The organism is Methylobacillus sp. DLP286 (genome assembly GCF_056636515.1).
The window spans coordinates 443,065-460,074 of the sequence record NZ_CM153145.1 but is presented as its reverse complement, the minus strand read 5'-3'; the positions used below and the strand labels follow the sequence as shown (position 1 = coordinate 460,074).

Sequence of the window (17,010 nt, the reverse complement as noted above, 5' to 3'; positions counted from 1 at the left end):
TCCTAATTGAGCTTGAAGCCAGCCACCGAGGCCCGCAACTCCTCCGCCAGACTGGTGAGCTGGCCGATGGAACTGGCCGTTTTCCTGGTGCCTTCCGAAGTTTGGGACGTAATGCTTTGGATCTGCTGCATATTCAAACTCACGGTGGCAGCCGCCTTGGTTTGCGCCTCGGTCGCATTCGAGATTTCCTCGATCAGGCGCGCAAGATTATTGGTCACATTCTCGATTTCACCCAGGGCCTTGCCGGCGGCATCGGACAGGCGTGCGCCTTCCACCACGCCCTCCGTGCTTTTCTCCATCGCCGCAACGGCGCCGTTGGTATCGGTCTGGATCGTCTTCACGATTGCGCTGATCTGCTTGGTCGCCTCAGAGGAGCGCTCGGCAAGGCGCTGCACTTCTTCCGCCACCACGGTGAAGCCGCGGCCGGCCTCGCCGGCGGACGCCGCCTGTATAGCGGCATTCAAGGCCAGGATATTGGTTTGCTCGGTAATGTCGGAAATGAGGTCGACGATTTCGCTAATTTCCTGCGAACTCTCGCCCAGGCGCTTGATACGTTTGGAAGTCTCCTGGATCTGGGTACGGATTTCGTTCATGCCGGCGATCGTGTTCTGCACGGCCCTCGTGCCCTGGTTGGTCGCATCGAGCGAACGCCGGGCCACGTCCGAAGCCTCTTCCGCATTGCTTGAAACCTGCATGATGGACTGGGTCATGTGGTTGACCGCCTCGCCTGTTTCCGTGATCTGCTGCGACTGCAGCTCGGCCGCGTTGAGGAGCGCGGCTGAGGTTTCCTGCGCCTGGGCGGTCGCCTGGTTCACTTGCTCTGTCGCGCGGTTGATCTCGGTCACCAGGTCGCGCAGGCTGTCTATGGTGTAGTTGATGGAGTCGGCAATCGCGCCCGTGATGTTTTCCGCCACTTCGGCCTTCACCGTCAGGTCACCATCCGCCAGGTCGCCCATCTCATCCAGCAAGTTGAGGATCGCTTCCTGGTTATTGAGGTTGGTCTGTTCGATTTCCTCAAACCGGCCGCGCGCGCCCGCAACCTGCTGATAACCGATGCGCACGAGCAAGGCCAGTGCCAGCAGGCCAGCGACAACTGACAAGGCCAGCCACCATCCTGCCTTACCTTGATCAAGGTAGGCTTGCCAGGTTTGGTGCGTGGCCTGCACGGCCAGGTCGCTCTGCGAGGCCAGCTGGGCCAATTCCCCTGGGGACAAGGCTTGCTCGCGCAGGTCGTTCCAAACCTGCTCCAGCCGCGTGAAGTTCTCGGCCACGTCACTGATTTGCAACAAGGCAGCCTCCTGCAATTCGCGCAAATCCGCCAAGCGGGCAAAAGCCTGGTCCAGCGTGGTGCGCAGACGGTCGCCGGCGGTAGCGTCCCCTCCCGCGCTCAAGGCGGCATCCCGCGCCACTTGCTGCGCCGCCACCTTCAGGCTGGTGGCGATGTCGGCGAAGTGGTTGTTGCGGGCCACCTGCAACTGGTTGAACAGCAAACCGAGCAAGGCAAGCACCAGCGCCAATAGCAAGGCGCCCAGCATTGCCTTGCTGGTCTTGCCTACCTGCGGCAGGGCTGGGTCCTCGGCCCTCTTCCTGCCGAATAGGTTCTTGAATATTGCAAAACTCGCTGCCATAAATATCTCCCCTTTTCCGTCAGGCGGCTACCTGCAGAAATTCTTTTTTTTCGAGAATGAGGGCTATATCCAGCACCTCCCATTGATGATGCTGATCGTCTTCGTACCGGGCCGCCACATGGAATGGCACATCCGCCACCATGTTCAGCGGCTTGAAATCCTCCAGGTTGCGCAGCCCGGCCAGGCTGTCGATGAGAAAGCCGGCATTGATGTCGAAATCATCATGTACCAGCAGCAATCTGCTCTCGGCCGTGATGACTGATGGCTGATGGCTGACCCCGAGGAACCTTGCCAGATCGGTGACGGCATAGAGGTTGCCGCGAATATTGGACATGCCGAGAAACCAAGGCTGCACCAGTGGCACGGGCTGGATTTCCGGCACCGGCAACACCTCGCTGATATCCCGCAAGGCAACAAGGTAGCGCTGCCCCCCGGCATGGATGCCCAGCCTGGAACTGTCCGACCCCGTGTCGGCGGTCACATGCTGGAGGCGCTCCAAGATGCTTTGCTGATAAGCCTGGAGATTGAGCCTGGATTTAGCCACCTCAATCGATCTCCGCGATCTTGGATAGCAGCTCGTCCGCGTCCACAGGCTTGATGACACAGTCCTTGGCGCCCTGCCGCAAGGCCCACATGCGGTCGGTGGCCTGCTCCTTGCCGGTGCAGACGATGACGGGGATATGCGCGGTGGCGGGATTCTTGGATAAAGACCGCGTCGCCTGGAAACCGTTGAGGCGCGGCATGACCACGTCCATCAGCACCAGGTCGGGTATGGCCGCGCTCACCTTGTCCAGGCAATCCTGGCCGTCTTCTGCCGTACTCACCTCAAAGCCGGCTTTTTGCAGAAGCTCGCTCAAATACAGGCGGTCGGTCGCCGAGTCGTCCACTACGAGAATTTTCTTGATCGTCATTTATTTTTGTCCCGTCGCATTCATTCTTGTTCCATGGTCAGCTCGCCCGGACTGTGCCTGTACTGGCGTACGGCATCCAGCAAAGCATTCTGGGTAAAGGGCTTGGTCAGGTATTGATCGGAACCGGCCATGCGGCCGCGTGCGCGATCGAACAGGCCGTCCTTGCTGGACAGCATGATCACGGGAATGGATTTGAAGCGCGCGTTGCGCTTGATCAGGGAGCAGGTCTGGTAGCCATCGAGGCGCGGCATCATGATGTCGACGAAAATCACGTCCGGCAGATGATTGGCGATCTTGGACAAAGCATCGAAGCCGTCCTCGGCCAGAAACACTTCGCAGCCCGATTGCCGCAAGAAAATTTCGGCGCTCCTGCGTATGGTATGACTGTCATCAATGACCATCACCTTCACACCAGATAGATCAGTTTCCCCCACCCTTTATCCCCTGTATTGACAGGCTGCATTGAGCAGCAGGCTTAGAGCGGCTAGCAAAACTCTCTTGGGTCCGCCCTGTCTTGTAACGCTTTCGGCAAGATGCCTAGCCAGGATCGCTGCATTGAATTTTGTTAGCCACCCTTATCGGCGCTCATGAGAAAGCGCCCGGTTTTCACACCATTCTATCTACAGACTTCGACGCCGTGCAATACCGGTGCCATAAAAAGCAGGTTGTCAATCCGCGAACAAAAAGGTTAAATAACCTGCCTATCAGGCACGATGACTTGGAACGTCATCTGCATAGTCGCACAAAACAACAATAACCAGAAGCGCCGCGCCAACCATAAGCGGCCGTATAGGGAACGGAGATCATGCTAGTCAGACAGGAAGCCCTCACGACGAAGATGAGCATCAAGGATTTGCCATCGTCTTCACCATTACCCAATGCCAACCTCGTATTGGTATTTGGCTCGGTCAGGCGTTTCAGCGATGGCAAGCTGCCGGCCCAACTCAAGGAGCGCTACCCTGCCGCCCAGATCGTCGGCTGCACCACTTCGGGGGAAATCGGCCCGTATGGCGTTACCGACGATAGCCTGCAAATCACGGCCATCGCCTGGGACAAGACCATGCAGCGCGTCACCCATGCCCGCGCCAATAATATGCAGACGTCGGCCGAGACGGCCATCAACCTCGCCAAGCAACTCAAATCGGACAGCCTGCGCACCGTCCTGGTCTTTTCCGATGGCCTGCACATCAACGGCTCGGAATTGCTGCAGGGCTTTCAGAGCGTACTTGGCGACATCCCGATCGTCGGTGGCATGGCGGGCGACAATGCCGAGTTTTCCAAGACACTGCAATTGCTCAACGACAGCGTTGAAGAAGGCCTGGTCATCGCCATCGGCCTCTACGGCGAAAAGCTCATCACCGCCAGCGGGGCATTGGGCGGATGGAAACCTTACGGCCCCCCACGCAAGATCACGCGCTCGGAAAAAAACGTGGTGTATGAAATGGACGGCAAGCCCGCCCTGCCGCTCTACCGCATGTACATCGGCGAGCAGAATGCCAAGACCCTGCCCGGTTCGGGCCTGCGCTTCCCCTTTGCAGTGATCGAGGAAGGCAAGCGCGAAGTGGAAAAAGTCCGCACCCTGCTTGCCATCGACCCCGCAAAAAACAGCCTCACCTTCGCAGGCAATGTGGAGGAAGGCGAAACGGTGCGCCTCTGCCAAACCACGCACGACCGGCTGGTGGAAGGCGCAAGCGGCGCTGCGAGGCTGGTGACCGGCAACCTGGATACCAGCCAGCCCGGCCTGGCCTTGTGCGTCAGCTGCGTCGGGCGCAAACTGGTCATGGCCGACCAGATCGCGGATGAAATCCAGGCGGTACAGCAAACGCTGGGCAGCCAGACCGTGCTGACCGGCTTCTACTCTTACGGGGAATTCTGTCCGCGGCCCAACACCACGGACAATGTATTGCACAACCAGACCATGACCATAGGTTACCTGAGCGAAGCGTTATGATAGCCGAGCTCTAAAATAACGACGCTTCAACAATAGCAACACTGATGCTGGTCAATAACCGACACCACTCAACCAGATAGAAAAGGACTTAATTTATGGCAACCGTCACCCTCAAAGGCAACCCGGTACAGATCGGCGGCAACCTACCGCAAAAAGGCGAAACCGCTCCCGATTTCCAATTGGCTGATGCGAAACGCAACCTGGTCGGCCTTGCCGAATTTGCCGGCAAGCGCAAGGTATTGAACATCTTCCCAAGCATCGACACCCCCACCTGCGCCACCTCGGTTCGCACGTTCAACAAGCAGGCCAGCGGGCTCGAGAATACCGTGGTGCTATGCATTTCGGCAGATTTGCCGTTTGCGCAAAGCCGTTTCTGCGGCGCCGAAGGCCTGGAAAATGTCGTCACGCTCTCCACCTTCCGCGATACCGCCAAGTTCTCCAAGGATTACGGCGTGCAAATCGCCGACAGCAGCCTAGCGGGCCTGACTGCACGCGCCGTGGTGGTGCTCGATGAAAACAACAAGGTGCTGCACAGCGAGCTGGTATCCGAAATTGCCAACGAACCCAATTACGACGCCGCACTAGCCGCACTGTAACGACTTACGCAGCCGTGGCCAGCCCGCGGCTGCATTCCCCCCTTCATCATGCACCCTGGCAACACTGCCCGTTACCCCACGCATGGGTTCCAAGTTTTCAGGCATGCGCTTTCGCCATCCTGGCTGCAACGCACACGCGATGCCATCGCATCCATCATCAGGCAATACCGCGCCAATGAGCCTTTGGCGCAACAGAACGGTGTCAGCCTGGGAGAATTCGCCCTGGCGAAACCCGAACGCAATCCCGGCATTGACGGCAGCAAGCTGATCAATGAGCCCTTCATCATTGGAGATATGCTTGCGTTGGACAGGCGCTTTGTTTCATTGCTATCGGAAGAGCCGCTTTAGTCGATCGCGGCGAACCTGCTGAACACAAAAGTCGACAAGGTTGTATTCCACTACGCCAACCTGACGCGAAAACCCGCCGGAACAGGCCCGGCCATCAGTTGGCACCGCGACAATGAAAACACCTTTTTCTGTCCGGAGGATGACAACTTTTTGCGCCTGCTGATTCCCTTGCAAGGCATGTCGCAGGAAAACGGCGGAACGGCAGTCGTTCCTGGCAGCCACCTGGACGACAGCATGGACAAGAACACACTGGATAAAGACGCTACTGCCCACCCGGATGTCGAGGCAGGCGACGTACTGATCATACATCCGCGCCTGCTGCACGCCCAACCGCAGCCACAGGGAGCGGGATGTCGTCATCGTGCAGTTCGGTATCGCAAGCGCAAGGTTGCGGTTTCAGGAGGCGCTGGAAATGGGCGCCCTGCACGCCCGCGACACTTTTAGCGGGCTTTGAGTCAGTCCGTTGCCAGACAGGCCGGCAACTCTCCCGGTTGGCGGTGCATCTGGTAGCCCATCCACAAACTGTTGGCGATCTTGCCTGCCATGAGCTCGGCCTGTGCCTGCATGGCCCGGTTGGGTTGAGCGGCAAGCGTTTGGCGGAACAAGGCTAGCCAATGCTCGAACAGCTCAGCGCTCAAGTCCGGCAAGGCAATATGCTTGGGCATGGGCGTCCCGGAAAAACGTCGGCTTCCCAGCAAAATCGCACACCAGAAATCCTCCAGCTTGGCTAAGTGCGTATCCCAGTCGGCGATATGTCCGTTGAATATCGGTCCCAAACGCTCGTCCTGACGGATGTCGGCATAGAAAGCATGCACCAATGCCTTGATTTCGTCTTCCGTACAGATCGGATCGTTGCCCATTGCTCTCTCCTTCGTCGCTCGATTAAGAAAACCGCTTGAAAACCAATTGTTTCAACAATTGACCGTCAAAATACAATCAAGGCAAACTGCGTAAATCAGTAAGCTGAATTGAAGTGCTGGGTTTAAGAGCCCATAGCGGCTCATCAAATCTTGTGAGCCGCTACAGGCATCTATGCCTGCAGGCACTTGCTTACCACCTCGAATACGTCATTCGAGAGGTTGGGAGTGTCCATGATGGCGCGCAGGGCTTCCTGCATCTGGGATTGCAGCACAGGCGTGTAGCGTTTCCATTCGCGGAAAGGCGTTACCTGGCGCGCGGCGATCTGCGGATTGATCGCGTTCAATTCGATGACCGCGTCCCGGAGCAAGGCGTAGCCTTGCCCGCTGGGGTCGTGGAACTTCACCGGGTTGTTCACGGCAAACGCCGAATAGAGCGCCCTGACGCGGTTCGGATTGCGGATATTGAATTCGGGATGCTGGCGCAACCGGGCAAAATCCTCGAAGGTGCTTTCCCGGTTGGCAATCGCCTGCAGGGAGAACCATTTGTCCACCACCAGCTGGTAGCCCTTGAAGCGCTCGTAGAAATCCGCAAACACCTCATCGCGTTCCGGCTTGTTGCTGTCCGCCAGGCTGGACAAGGCGGCCACGCGGTCTGTCATGTTGTCGGCCTGGTCGTAATGCGCCTTGCCGCGCGCGGCGCACCCGGTGCCATTGGTCACGGTCAGCAAATCCAGCAAGGCGTTGCGCAACGCGCGGCGGCCCATCGCCGCTGGCGAAATGGAGAACTCGCCCGTGCTGCGGTTATGCTCGTACAGCGCGGCCAGCGTATCCTTGTGCGCACGCTTGATGGCATTGAGGATGGCGGTGCGCGCCTGGTCGATCGCGGCTGGGTCGACCACCTCCTGCGCCTGGGCGATGACCGCGATGGAGGGCAGCGACAAGGCGCGCGCCAACAAGGCCTTGTCTGTGTCCTCCCTCAAGCCTTGCTCTAGCAGGACGCCAAAATCGGCGATGAATTGCGCGATATCCGCTTCATTGTCGGCCATGACTCGCTGAATGGTGCGCAACGCAATGGTCTGACCGGCCTCCCATTTATTGAAACCGTCCGTGTCCTTGAGCTGCAATAGGCGCAGGTCGTCGTCGCTGAGGTCGGTGGACAATTTCACCGGCGCGGAAAAACCGCGCAGTATGGAAGGCACGGGACGCGATGGCACGTCGTCGAAGGTGAAGCTTTGCTCGGCTTGCGTCATCTCCAGCACCTGGGTGGCATGCGTCTCCTCGCCCGCTTCATTGAGCAATCCCACCGCAACCGGGATCAGCAACGGCTGCTTGCCACTCTGTCCTGGCGTGTCCGGCTGGGATTGCTTGAGGGTCAGCGTATATTGCCCGGCTTCCGGGTTGTAACGGCCGCTCGCCTGCAGGCTCGGCGTGCCAGCCTGCTTGTACCAGCGGAAAAACTGCGACATATCGCGCCCTGAGGCGTCCGCCATGCACTGGACGAAATCGTTGATGGTGACCGCGTGGCCATCGTAGCGCTGGAAATAGAGATCGGTGGCCTGGCGGTACTTCTCCTCGCCAAGCAGGGTATGCTGCATGCGGATCAGCTCCGACCCTTTTTCATAGATGGTCATGGTGTAGAAGTTGCTGATCTCGATGAATTGGTCGGGCTGCACGGAATGCGCCAGCGGGCTCGCATCCTCGGGAAATTGCAGCCTGCGCAGCTGGTCGACGTCGTCGATGCGCTGGACCGCGCGCGAGTTCATGTCCGCGCTGAACTCCTGGTCGCGGAACACGGTCAGGCCTTCCTTCAATGAAAGCTGGAACCAATCCCGGCAAGTCACGCGGTTGCCGGTCCAGTTATGGAAATACTCGTGCGCGATCACCGCCTCGACGCTGATGAAGTCGGCATCGGTCGCGGTTTCCTGGTGCGCCAGCACCAGCTTGGTGTTGAAGATGTTGAGCGAAGTATTCTCCATCGCCCCCATGTTGAAGTCGCTGACCGCCACGATGTTGAACAGGTCAAGCTCGTATTCGCGCCCGTACTTGTCTTCATCCCATTTCATGGCCTTCTTGAGCGACGCCATGGCATGTCCGCATTGCCCTTCGTCCCCTTGGCGCACGTAGATGTGCAGATCCACATCGCGGCCGGACCTGGTCTGGAAGGTATCGGCGACACGCACCAGGTCGCCGGCGACCAGGGCGAACAAATAGCAAGGCTTGGGGAACGGGTCGTGCCATTCGGTAAAGTGGCGGCCTTGCTCCAGATCGCCAGCAGCCACCAGGTTGCCGTTCGACAGCAGCACGGGGTAATGCGCCTTGTCCGCCTCGATCCGCACCGAGAAGATGCCCAGGACGTCGGGCCGGTCCTGGAAGTAGGTGATGCGTCTGAACCCTTCCGCCTCGCACTGGGTGCAGAAGGTGCCTTGGGACTTGTACAGCCCTTCGAGCGCGGTATTGGTTTCCGGGTGTATCTCGGTCGTGATCGCGAGCGTGAATGTCTCCGCCGCATCATCGATGACGAGCCTGTCGCCTTCCAGCACATAGCCGTCGAACGGCGCCCCGTCCAACTCCACCGCCCGGACAATTTGGTCCTGCCCGTTCAATACCAGTCGGTTCGAAGTAGCCGACGGGTTCTTCACATAGGCGACTTCCGACCTGACAATGGTCTTGTCCTCGAACAATTCGAACTTGAGCGCAATATGCGAGGCAAGGTAAGGCGCAGGCGTGTAGTCCTTGAGGTAGATCGTTTTTGGCGCGGCTTCGGTATCTGGGAACATGGATGGCGTTTCTTCCTGGCTGGATTTGGAGTTGGATGGACTCAATAGTAGCAAGAGATCCTGTCCGTGGCATGTCGTTCGTCGCCATGACGCAAGGACAGGCATTCGTCACCGACTGTCACTGCTCCTGGTATGCGGTGTATTTGGCGTTGCTGCCGCGCGCCTTGTCGGCGGGATATTTCTTCGCGTTGAGGTCTATCTTGGCATTGGCTGCCGCAATCAGGTCGATGCCGCACACCTCGGCAATACGCAGCAGGTAAACGAAGGTATCGGCGAGCTCGTGGCCGACCTCGGTCTTGCGTTCATCGGTCAGCGTGGCGCTCTCGGCCGGGCTGTCCCACTGGAAATGCTCCACCACTTCCGCCGCTTCCACGATCATCGCCATGGCCAGGTTCTTGGGCGTATGGAACTGGTCCCACTCGCGCTCGGCGACAAAATGGTTGATCCTCGCGCGCAGGTTTTCCAGGGAATCCGGCCGGGTGCTGTCGTCAGTCATTGCTTTTCTCCTTGCGGTTGGAGCCGGCCACCATCTTGATCTCGAACACGCGGCATTCCAGCGGGCCGTTGAACAAGGGAGTGCGCTTGGTGGGCGATAGCCGCATCAGCTTGGGCAGGCGCATGTCGTTGGTGAGGAAATAGGCGTTCCAGCCGGCGAACTTCTTTTTCAGCGCCTCGCCCATTTTGGGATAGAGCACCGCCAGTTCTTCATCTTCGCCGATGCGTACGCCGTACGGCGGGTTGGCGACCAGGATGCCCTCGGCCGCAGGAGGAACCGCCTCGGTGAAATCGCGATGCGCAATTTGCACTGCTTCCAGCAATCCGGCCTGCCCCAGGTTCTTGCGGGTCACCCTCACCGCGCGCAGGTCCGCGTCGCTGCCGTAGATACCCTGGAATGTCACGGGCTTGGCCCGGCTCTTCGCCTGCTTGAGCAGGGATTGCCATGCGCCGGCATTGAAATTCTTCAAGCGCTCGAAACCGAAGCTGCGGTTGCTTCCAGGCGCGATATCCAGGGAGATCATCGCCGCCTCCAGCAGGAAAGTGCCGCTGCCGCACATCGGGTCGAGCAAGGGCGTGCCGGGCTGCCAGCCGGAAAGCTTGAGGATGCCTGCGGCCAGGTTTTCACGCAACGGCGCCTCGATGCTGGCGCGGCGCAGGCCGCGCTGATATAAGGCATTGCCGGAAGTATCCACGTAAAGCTGGTACTCCTCCGCGCCCAGGTAGGCGTGCACACGCACGTCCGGTTCGCGTGTGTCGATGGAGGGCCGGCTGCCGACTTCCTCGCGGAAGCGGTCGCAGATGGCGTCCTTGATGCGCAGCGTCGCGAATTCCAGGCTCTTGAGCGGGCATTTCACGCCGGTCACCTTGACCATGAAATCCTGCTCCACATCGAACCATTGCGCCCAGTCTATCTTGTATGCGCCCTGGTAGAGCTCGTCCTCGTTGCTGTAGCGCCCCTTGCCGACTTGCAGCAGGATGCGCGTGGCGATGCGGCTCTCGAGGTTGGCGCGGTAGCAGAGCAGCATGTCCCCGGCAAAACCCACGCCCCCGTCGGTCGGCTTGATTTGCCGCGCATGGAGGCTTTTCAGCTCGTCTTCGAGCAGGGATTCCAGTCCGCGCGGACAGGTGGCAAAAAACTGATAATGCATGCGGTATCCTGAAGGCTGTTAGGATTCCAGCAACAAGCGGTTGCTGGTACTCGGGTTGTGCTCGCGCAAGCGCTCGACGAACTCAAGGAACTCGACCTTGTGCTCTGCTTCGAGCGCCTTGGCGCGAACGCGCAGCGTGCTCCAGCGCAGGTCGTTCGGCGCCCGCTTGAAGCCGAACACGACCACATTGCCGGGCCTGCCTGTAGGCATCACCAGGATGCGGCCATGGAAGCTGGTCTCGATACGCTGCAAGTAGACGTCGTAATTCTTGTCGCTGCCCCAGAGGTTGATCGCGCACATGCCGTCCAGCGTCAGCGCCTCGAAACAGGAATCGAAGAAATCCTGCGAGCATAGGTCGGGCGGCAAGCCGTTGCTGCCGAAGGCATCCATCATGAGCATGGAAGTCGTGCCCGGGTTGTCGCGCAGGAAAGCGGCGGCATCGCCCTCGATGATCTCGAAACGCTCGTCGTCTTCCGGGGTGAAGAAGTGGCTGCGCGCCACCTCGATGATGCGCGGATTGATTTCCACCACCCGCGTCTTCACCTGCGGCATGTGGTGGTAAACGTATTTGGGAATCGAGCCGCCGCCCAGCCCCAGCACCACCAGGTCGCGCGGCTGCTTCTGGAACAGCAGGTACACCATCATGCCGCGCGAGTAGCGCAGCTCCAGCGCGTATGGGTCCTTGATACGCATCGAGCTCTGGATGGTGTCCGACCCCAGGTGCAGGGAGCGCACGCCGTCGAGCTCGCTCACATCGACGCTGTCTTCGCTGGTAATGGCCTTGTGTATGCTGCGCGCGATCTTGCGCCCTACCCTGAACATCAGGCCGCCTCGCTTTCTGCCGCGGGTTCGGCATGCTCCAGCGACTTGAAGCGGCTTTCGAGCTCGATCAGCAAGGTATCGACCTTCTGGATTTCAATGATCACGCGGCTGCCGGGCGCCAGCTCGGGCATGCCGTGCACCTTGGCGATCAGCGGCATGCCGTCGAGGCGCACCAGGCTCTCGCGCCAGACAGTGGCACCGATCTCATGGGTGTCTTCCTGCAACAGGTATTGCAGGCACCAGTAGCGCTCCATGCGCGTCTGGAATTCGTTATAGGCGTTGTAGGTCAGGTCGAAGTTGCGCATCACCACCGCCAGCTCGTCGCTACCTGGCGGATAAACAGGCTCCTGCCCCTGCACCACGGCAACGATCTGGCGCTGGTTGACCAGGTCCACCGCACGGCGCAATGGCGAAGTGCTCCAGCTGTACTGGTTCACGCCCAGCCCCTGGTGCGGCTCGGCCTTGACCGTCATGTAGACCTTGCCGCCGTTCTGGGCCCGGTAGATGCCCGGCACATTGTGCTCGGCCAGCAGGCCGCCCCAATGGCTGTTGGCCTCGATCATCAGTTCGGCCACCAGCTTGTCGATCGGCGCGCCGCGGCGGCGGCCGACAATGCGCACCCGTCCGTCGTCAACGTAGAAGTTGTAGTCGAGCTGGACCGGGCGCGTGGGATCGTATTTGCCGCGTGCCTTTTCCAGCGACTCGGCCAGCCGGAACAGGAACAGCAGGCGCTGCCAATAGGGATGGCCCGTATCCTGCTCCAGCGTGTTCTCGTTGAAGAAAGGCTCCAGCGTGTCATGGCGCAGGTTCTCGGCCACCTTGACCTGCTCGACGCGGCTTTCCCGCTTGATGATGCTCAAGTCGGGCGCCACGTCCAGGTAAAGCGAAAGCGCCGGCCGCCACTCGCCCTGGTTCAGGCTGAACGGCGTCACCACGTCTTCCGGCAGCATGGTGATCTTGTTGCCGGGCATATAGACGGTGGAAAGCCGCTGCATGACGACCTGGTCCAGCTGGCTGCCCGGCAGGATGCCGAGCGCCGGTGCGGCGATATGGATGCCCACCCTGGTCACGCCGTCCGCCAGCGGCACCAGGGTGAAGGCATCGTCGATCTCGGTGGTCGTACTGTCGTCGATGCTGAACGCCTCGGCCTCGGCACGCGGCAGATCCGCCGGCAATACGGGAGTATCCATGTCGGGGAAACCCTGCCCTTCGGCGAAGTATTCCCGCAGGAACGCGCCGAGGTGGTAGTCATGCACGGATGCAATCGCGCCGCACGACGCCAGCACCCGCACGACATGCTGGTTGGTTTCTCCCGCCGCCTGCTCCAGCGCCTTCCATTCCAGGCTGTTCTTGTCGGGTTGGTAGAGCAAGGCGTCGATCACCTTGCCATCAAACTCTGCCGGCAACTGCCCCGCCTTGAGCTGCTCGACATACTGCGCCACCTTCTCGGCTTGCAGGCGCTTCTTTTCCAGCCCGGCCAGCGCGGCCTGCAGGGTTTCCTCGGGAGCGGCCTTGTAGCGTCCCTTGCCCTTGCGGTAAAAATACATGGGCGCGCTATGCAGCCGGATGGCGACGGCAGCCGCCTGGATGGAGGTCGGCTTGCCGCCGTAATACTCCTCGGCAAGCTCCTCGAAACCGAACTCGGGCTCTCCGCAGCATTCCCAAAGGAATGGGACATCGAGGCCCTCGGCCTCCGTGCTGGCGTTTTCCATGAATCCCGACAATGCGCCCTCGAAGCGCAGCAATACGTTGGCGGACTTGATCTTGGAGCGCTTGCCAGAAATGGCCTCCACTTGGAGAGAGCTGGGGTTTTCCGTCATGACCGAGGCAACCTTGAAACTGCCCTCTTCTTCAAAAAATACGTTCATAATCCTGCTTTTTGGACGTGCCCTGTTGACGGCACGTGATGATTGTCTGTAATTTAGCGCCTATGCATAACGCCGAACGAATGATACATGAGATTGGGCAGCGCCCGACCTCCTCACGTGTTGCCGTATTGAATGTCCTGATGGAGTCGGAATTCCCGCTCACGCATCATGAATTACTGCAAACCCTGACCAAGGAAGCGCCCTTCGACCGCGTCACCCTGTATCGCGTTCTCGACTGGCTGGTGGAGTGCAACCTCGTGCATCCCATCATGGGCGACGACCGTGCCAGGCGCTTCCAGCTGACCCAGCGCAACGCCAAGCACCACCATGCGCATTTCGAATGCTCCTCCTGCGGCAAGATATTCTGCCTGGACGAAGTCAAGCCACGCATTCCCAATAGCGTACCCTCCCATTTTACCGTTGAGTCGGTCGAACTCAATATAAAAGGTCAATGCGACCACTGTAATTCCGTAAGAAACTGATCCCTCTAGGCCAGGCTTTCTTTAAGGCGCTGGCCGGTCTTTACGCATCCAAGGCATCAACCTCCCCTTAAGATAAAATTAATTGCAATACAGTTGCACATCAAGACGCCACACCCTAAAATGCAACTTTGTTGCATTTATTATTCAAAACCATGCCGAATCCAGACGTCGTCAGCATTGAAGAATTGCTTTCCATGCCTGAAGAACATTACATGAACCCGCAGCAGCTTGCCTTCTTCCAACGCCTGCTCGAGCAGCAGCTCGCCCATATCCGCGACAACGCCGCCGAGACCAGCAAGCACCTGAGGGAACACGAAGAATTTCCCGACCCGGCCGACCGCGCCACGCAGGAAGAACTGCATACGCTGGAACTGCGTACGCGCGACCGCGAGCGCAAGCTGGAAAAGAAAATCAACGCGGCATTGCAGCGCATCCGCGATGGCGAATACGGCTATTGCGAAGAGTCCGGCGAGCCTATCGGCCTGCAACGACTGCTCGCCCGCCCTACCGCCACCCTCTCGCTGGAGGCGCAGGAGCGGCATGAAAGGCGCGAACGCCAATACAGCCATTAAGAGCGGCTAACAAACCTCAGCGAAGCATTCCTGGCCAGGCGCTCTGCCGCAGGCAGTACAAGCAGTACGACAAGGCAGGGCAACAACGCCAGGAGAGCTTTGCCAGCCACTCTTTAAGAATCATCAAACTCCAGGAACCACTATGCAAACCACCCGCAAACTCCCCGTCACCGTGCTGTCCGGCTTTCTCGGCGCCGGCAAGACCACCTTGCTCAACCACATCCTGAACAACCGCGAGGACAAGCGCGTCGCCGTCATCGTCAACGACATGTCGGAGGTCAATATCGATGCGCAACTCGTCCGCGAGGGTGGGGCCGACTTGTCGCGCTCGGAAGAGAAACTGGTGGAAATGAGCAATGGCTGCATCTGCTGCACCTTGCGCGAAGACCTGCTGGTCGAGATCAAGCGCTTGGCGGAAGCCGGACGCTTCGACTACCTGCTGATCGAATCCACCGGCATTTCCGAGCCGCTTCCCGTCGCCGAAACCTTTACTTTCCGTGATGAAAACGGCGCCAGCCTTTCCGACATCGCACGGCTCGACACCATGGTCACCGTGGTGGATGCCTTCAATTTCCTGCGCGACTATGCCTCGCACGACATGCTGGCGGAACGCGGCTCCTCGATGGGCGAAGGCGACGAGCGCACCGTCGTCGACCTGTTGATCGAGCAGGTGGAGTTCTGCGACGTCATCGTGCTGAACAAGACCGACCTGGTCGGCCAGGAGGCATTGCAGCAATTGCACGGCATCCTGAAAAGCCTGAATCCGCGCGCCCGGATCGTGGAAAGCGAATTCGGCCGCGTGCCGCTCGACCAGGTGCTCGACACCGGGCTGTTCGATTTTGCCGAAGCCCAGGCCGCCCCGGGCTGGCTCAGGGAATTGCGCGGCGAGCACACGCCGGAAACCGAACAATACGGCATCACGAGCTTCGTTTACCGCGCGCGCCGACCTTTCCACCCGGAACGGCTGTGGCGATGGTTCTCGCGCGAGTGGCCGAACGTCGTCCGCTCCAAGGGACATTTCTGGATTGCCAGCCGACCTGCATACTGCGGCAGCTGGTCGCAGGCCGGTTCCATCACCCGGCACGGACCGGCCGGATACTGGTGGGCCGCCACGCCCAAGGCCTACTGGCCCGAGGACATGGAATCGCTCAGCATCATCCGCTCGCGCTTTTCCGGCGAATTCGGCGACCGCCAGCAGGAGATTGTGCTGATCGGAAGCAAGATGGACGAAGCCGACCTGAGGCGGGAATTCGACCACTGCCTGTTGACGGATGCCGAACTCATGCTCGGCATGCAGGCCTGGGCTGATTTCGACGACCCCTTCCCCATCTGGGATCGTCAGCCGGAAGAAAGCGCCGCGTGACTGCCGCCGACACGCTAGGCACGCTCATTCTCGTTTAAAATGCGAATACCGCAACCCGATGCGGCATCCTGTCATCCTCACAACATACCCAAGGGACTCAAGGAATTTTTCAATGACGCTGGACCATCGTATCCCGGTGACGTTGCTGACCGGTTTTCTCGGCAGCGGCAAAACCACGCTCCTCAACAAGCTGCTCAACCACCCCGGCATGAAGGACACCGCCGTCATCATCAACGAGCTCGGCAGCGCCGGGCTGGACCATATCCTCGCCCGTACCGTCGAGAGCCAGCATATTGCCGACAACACCGTGCTGCTGGAATCCGGCTGCCTGTGCTGTACCCTGAGCAACGAGCTGGCGGACACCATGCGCGACCTGTTCTTCAAGCGCCAGCTGGAGGCGATCCCGGCTTTTTCCCGCCTGGTGATCGAAACCACCGGCATGGCGGACCCCGGCCCCATCATGGCCAACCTGCTCAACGAGCCGGTGATTTCCTCCACCTATCGCCTGGATGCGGTAGTGGTCACCATAGACAGCACCTACGGCCTGCAGCAGATCGCAGGGCACGGCGAGGCGCGCAAACAGGCTGCCGTGGCGGATGTGCTGCTCATCACCAAGACCGACCTGGCGTCGGCGGAAAGCCTGGACGCGCTCTCCGCCACGCTGCAGGAGCTCAACCCCGGTGCCACCCAATACCGCATCAGCCATGGAGAGATAGATCCCTCCGCGGTGATTGACGCGGGCCTGTTCAACCCCGGCGGCACGCAGGCGCAGCCGCAGCGCTGGCTGCGTGCGCCGTCGCGCTCCAAGGCCAGGCGCGGCATGCTGCCGCAAGCGGTGCATGAAGACGAGATCGGCAGCTTTACCGTGACCATGCCCAAACCGTTGACCTGGCTACAGCTCGAACCCGTATTGCAATGGCTTTGCGCCACGCATGGCGAAAACCTGCTGCGCATGAAGGGTATCATCCATGCCGAGGACCAGCCGGCCCCGCTGGCGGTGCATGCAGTGCACCACACGCTTTACCCGCCCAACCTGCTGCAAGGCTGGGATGAAGACGAGCCGATTACCCGGATTGTCCTGATCGGCAAGGGGCTAGATGAAATCAGGATCCGCGATGCGTTGATGCAGATATAGTGCCTGTGGAAGCTTTGATTGCGGGCAGTATGAGTTGCTCAAGAAGGCAAC

18 protein-coding genes are annotated in these 17,010 nt (G+C 59.8%); 8 read left to right on the top strand and 10 right to left on the bottom strand.

Going from position 1 to position 17,010, the window contains the following annotated elements; genetic code table 11:
• Positions 1-2: 2 nt before the first annotated feature.
• Genes ACWXTG_RS02195 through ACWXTG_RS02180 form a run of 4 tightly spaced genes read right to left on the bottom strand, consistent with a single transcriptional unit; the run spans position 3 to position 2,940 of the window.
• Positions 3-1,628 (bottom strand): methyl-accepting chemotaxis protein, encoded by a 1,626-nt coding sequence (locus ACWXTG_RS02195; protein ID WP_480220531.1) that lies wholly within the window; start codon positions 1,626-1,628, stop codon positions 3-5.
• Positions 1,629-1,647: 19 nt separating this feature from the next.
• Positions 1,648-2,172, bottom strand: a complete 525-nt coding sequence (locus tag ACWXTG_RS02190) for a chemotaxis protein CheW (RefSeq protein WP_480220530.1) — start codon at positions 2,170-2,172, stop codon at positions 1,648-1,650.
• A gap of 1 nt (position 2,173) precedes the next feature.
• Positions 2,174-2,539 carry a response regulator gene (locus tag ACWXTG_RS02185; protein WP_480220529.1) on the bottom strand — a complete coding sequence of 122 codons (366 nt, stop codon included), beginning with the start codon at positions 2,537-2,539 and terminating at the stop codon, positions 2,174-2,176.
• A gap of 20 nt (positions 2,540-2,559) precedes the next feature.
• A complete protein-coding gene (locus tag ACWXTG_RS02180; RefSeq protein WP_309565027.1) occupies positions 2,560-2,940 on the bottom strand; it encodes a response regulator in 381 nt (126 codons plus the stop codon).
• Positions 2,941-3,344: 404 nt separating this feature from the next.
• On the opposite strand from ACWXTG_RS02180, the gene ACWXTG_RS02175 reads away from it, so the two are divergent.
• From ACWXTG_RS02175 to ACWXTG_RS02160, 4 genes are all read left to right on the top strand, one after another.
• A complete protein-coding gene (locus tag ACWXTG_RS02175; RefSeq protein ID WP_480220528.1) occupies positions 3,345-4,490 on the top strand; it encodes an FIST signal transduction protein in 1,146 nt (381 codons plus the stop codon).
• Positions 4,491-4,585: 95 nt separating this feature from the next.
• Positions 4,586-5,086, top strand: coding sequence for a thiol peroxidase (gene tpx / locus ACWXTG_RS02170; protein WP_309565025.1), 501 nt, complete (start codon positions 4,586-4,588; stop codon positions 5,084-5,086).
• A 48-nt stretch (positions 5,087-5,134) separates the two neighbouring features.
• Complete coding sequence (locus tag ACWXTG_RS02165; RefSeq protein WP_480220527.1) at positions 5,135-5,434, top strand: hypothetical protein; 300 nt, start codon at positions 5,135-5,137, stop codon at positions 5,432-5,434.
• A gap of 3 nt (positions 5,435-5,437) precedes the next feature.
• Positions 5,438-5,878, top strand: a complete 441-nt coding sequence (locus tag ACWXTG_RS02160; RefSeq protein ID WP_480221194.1) for a phytanoyl-CoA dioxygenase family protein — start codon at positions 5,438-5,440, stop codon at positions 5,876-5,878.
• A gap of 11 nt (positions 5,879-5,889) precedes the next feature.
• On the opposite strand, the gene ACWXTG_RS02155 is transcribed toward ACWXTG_RS02160, so the two are convergent.
• The 6 genes from ACWXTG_RS02155 to ACWXTG_RS02130 all read right to left on the bottom strand — a co-directional run bounded on the left by ACWXTG_RS02155 (position 5,890) and on the right by ACWXTG_RS02130 (position 13,407).
• Positions 5,890-6,294: a group III truncated hemoglobin gene (locus ACWXTG_RS02155; protein WP_480220526.1), complete on the bottom strand. Its 405-nt coding sequence runs from the start codon at positions 6,292-6,294 to the stop codon at positions 5,890-5,892.
• 170 nt (positions 6,295-6,464) lie between these two features.
• A complete protein-coding gene (gene pepN / locus ACWXTG_RS02150) occupies positions 6,465-9,071 on the bottom strand; it encodes an aminopeptidase N (protein ID WP_480221193.1) in 2,607 nt (868 codons plus the stop codon).
• 118 nt (positions 9,072-9,189) lie between these two features.
• Positions 9,190-9,567 (bottom strand): nucleotide pyrophosphohydrolase, encoded by a 378-nt coding sequence (locus tag ACWXTG_RS02145; protein ID WP_407996435.1) that lies wholly within the window; start codon positions 9,565-9,567, stop codon positions 9,190-9,192.
• Positions 9,560-10,717: a THUMP domain-containing class I SAM-dependent RNA methyltransferase gene (locus tag ACWXTG_RS02140; RefSeq protein ID WP_480220525.1), complete on the bottom strand. Its 1,158-nt coding sequence runs from the start codon at positions 10,715-10,717 to the stop codon at positions 9,560-9,562. Before ACWXTG_RS02140 ends, ACWXTG_RS02145 begins: the two co-directional genes overlap by 8 nt.
• 18 nt (positions 10,718-10,735) lie before the next feature.
• Entirely contained in the window at positions 10,736-11,539 is an 804-nt protein-coding gene (locus tag ACWXTG_RS02135; protein WP_407996433.1) for a polyamine aminopropyltransferase, read from the bottom strand.
• Positions 11,539-13,407 carry a ribonuclease catalytic domain-containing protein gene (locus tag ACWXTG_RS02130; protein ID WP_480220524.1) on the bottom strand — a complete coding sequence of 623 codons (1,869 nt, stop codon included), beginning with the start codon at positions 13,405-13,407 and terminating at the stop codon, positions 11,539-11,541. The genes ACWXTG_RS02135 and ACWXTG_RS02130 overlap by 1 nt, the downstream gene beginning before the upstream one ends.
• Before the next feature lie 80 nt (positions 13,408-13,487).
• On the opposite strand from ACWXTG_RS02130, the gene ACWXTG_RS02125 reads away from it, so the two are divergent.
• The 4 genes from ACWXTG_RS02125 to ACWXTG_RS02110 all read left to right on the top strand — a co-directional run bounded on the left by ACWXTG_RS02125 (position 13,488) and on the right by ACWXTG_RS02110 (position 16,959).
• A complete protein-coding gene (locus ACWXTG_RS02125) occupies positions 13,488-13,889 on the top strand; it encodes a Fur family transcriptional regulator (protein WP_480220523.1) in 402 nt (133 codons plus the stop codon).
• A 152-nt stretch (positions 13,890-14,041) separates the two neighbouring features.
• Positions 14,042-14,461, top strand: coding sequence for an RNA polymerase-binding protein DksA (gene dksA, locus ACWXTG_RS02120; protein WP_287110365.1), 420 nt, complete (start codon positions 14,042-14,044; stop codon positions 14,459-14,461).
• A 142-nt stretch (positions 14,462-14,603) separates the two neighbouring features.
• Positions 14,604-15,824: a zinc metallochaperone GTPase ZigA gene (gene zigA, locus ACWXTG_RS02115; RefSeq protein ID WP_480220522.1), complete on the top strand. Its 1,221-nt coding sequence runs from the start codon at positions 14,604-14,606 to the stop codon at positions 15,822-15,824.
• A 112-nt stretch (positions 15,825-15,936) separates the two neighbouring features.
• Positions 15,937-16,959: a CobW family GTP-binding protein gene (locus ACWXTG_RS02110; protein WP_309565015.1), complete on the top strand. Its 1,023-nt coding sequence runs from the start codon at positions 15,937-15,939 to the stop codon at positions 16,957-16,959.
• Positions 16,960-17,010: the final 51 nt, after the last annotated feature.

What these genes read in the sequence shown, in the direction of transcription:
- ACWXTG_RS02195 (WP_480220531.1), bottom strand. Translation starts at nt 1,628, where the DNA reads ATGGCAGCGAGTTTTGCAATATTCAAGAACCTATTCGGCAGGAAGAGG.
- ACWXTG_RS02185 (WP_480220529.1), bottom strand. Translation starts at nt 2,539, where the DNA reads ATGACGATCAAGAAAATTCTCGTAGTGGACGACTCGGCGACCGACCGC.
- ACWXTG_RS02180 (WP_309565027.1), bottom strand. Translation starts at nt 2,940, where the DNA reads ATGGTCATTGATGACAGTCATACCATACGCAGGAGCGCCGAAATTTTC.
- ACWXTG_RS02175 (WP_480220528.1), top strand. Translation starts at nt 3,345, where the DNA reads ATGCTAGTCAGACAGGAAGCCCTCACGACGAAGATGAGCATCAAGGAT.
- tpx (WP_309565025.1), top strand. Translation starts at nt 4,586, where the DNA reads ATGGCAACCGTCACCCTCAAAGGCAACCCGGTACAGATCGGCGGCAAC.
- ACWXTG_RS02165 (WP_480220527.1), top strand. Translation starts at nt 5,135, where the DNA reads ATGCACCCTGGCAACACTGCCCGTTACCCCACGCATGGGTTCCAAGTT.
- ACWXTG_RS02155 (WP_480220526.1), bottom strand. Translation starts at nt 6,294, where the DNA reads ATGGGCAACGATCCGATCTGTACGGAAGACGAAATCAAGGCATTGGTG.
- pepN (WP_480221193.1), bottom strand. Translation starts at nt 9,071, where the DNA reads ATGTTCCCAGATACCGAAGCCGCGCCAAAAACGATCTACCTCAAGGAC.
- ACWXTG_RS02145 (WP_407996435.1), bottom strand. Translation starts at nt 9,567, where the DNA reads ATGACTGACGACAGCACCCGGCCGGATTCCCTGGAAAACCTGCGCGCG.
- ACWXTG_RS02140 (WP_480220525.1), bottom strand. Translation starts at nt 10,717, where the DNA reads ATGCATTATCAGTTTTTTGCCACCTGTCCGCGCGGACTGGAATCCCTG.
- ACWXTG_RS02135 (WP_407996433.1), bottom strand. Translation starts at nt 11,539, where the DNA reads ATGTTCAGGGTAGGGCGCAAGATCGCGCGCAGCATACACAAGGCCATT.
- ACWXTG_RS02130 (WP_480220524.1), bottom strand. Translation starts at nt 13,407, where the DNA reads ATGAACGTATTTTTTGAAGAAGAGGGCAGTTTCAAGGTTGCCTCGGTC.
- ACWXTG_RS02125 (WP_480220523.1), top strand. Translation starts at nt 13,488, where the DNA reads ATGATACATGAGATTGGGCAGCGCCCGACCTCCTCACGTGTTGCCGTA.
- dksA (WP_287110365.1), top strand. Translation starts at nt 14,042, where the DNA reads ATGCCGAATCCAGACGTCGTCAGCATTGAAGAATTGCTTTCCATGCCT.
- zigA (WP_480220522.1), top strand. Translation starts at nt 14,604, where the DNA reads ATGCAAACCACCCGCAAACTCCCCGTCACCGTGCTGTCCGGCTTTCTC.
- ACWXTG_RS02110 (WP_309565015.1), top strand. Translation starts at nt 15,937, where the DNA reads ATGACGCTGGACCATCGTATCCCGGTGACGTTGCTGACCGGTTTTCTC.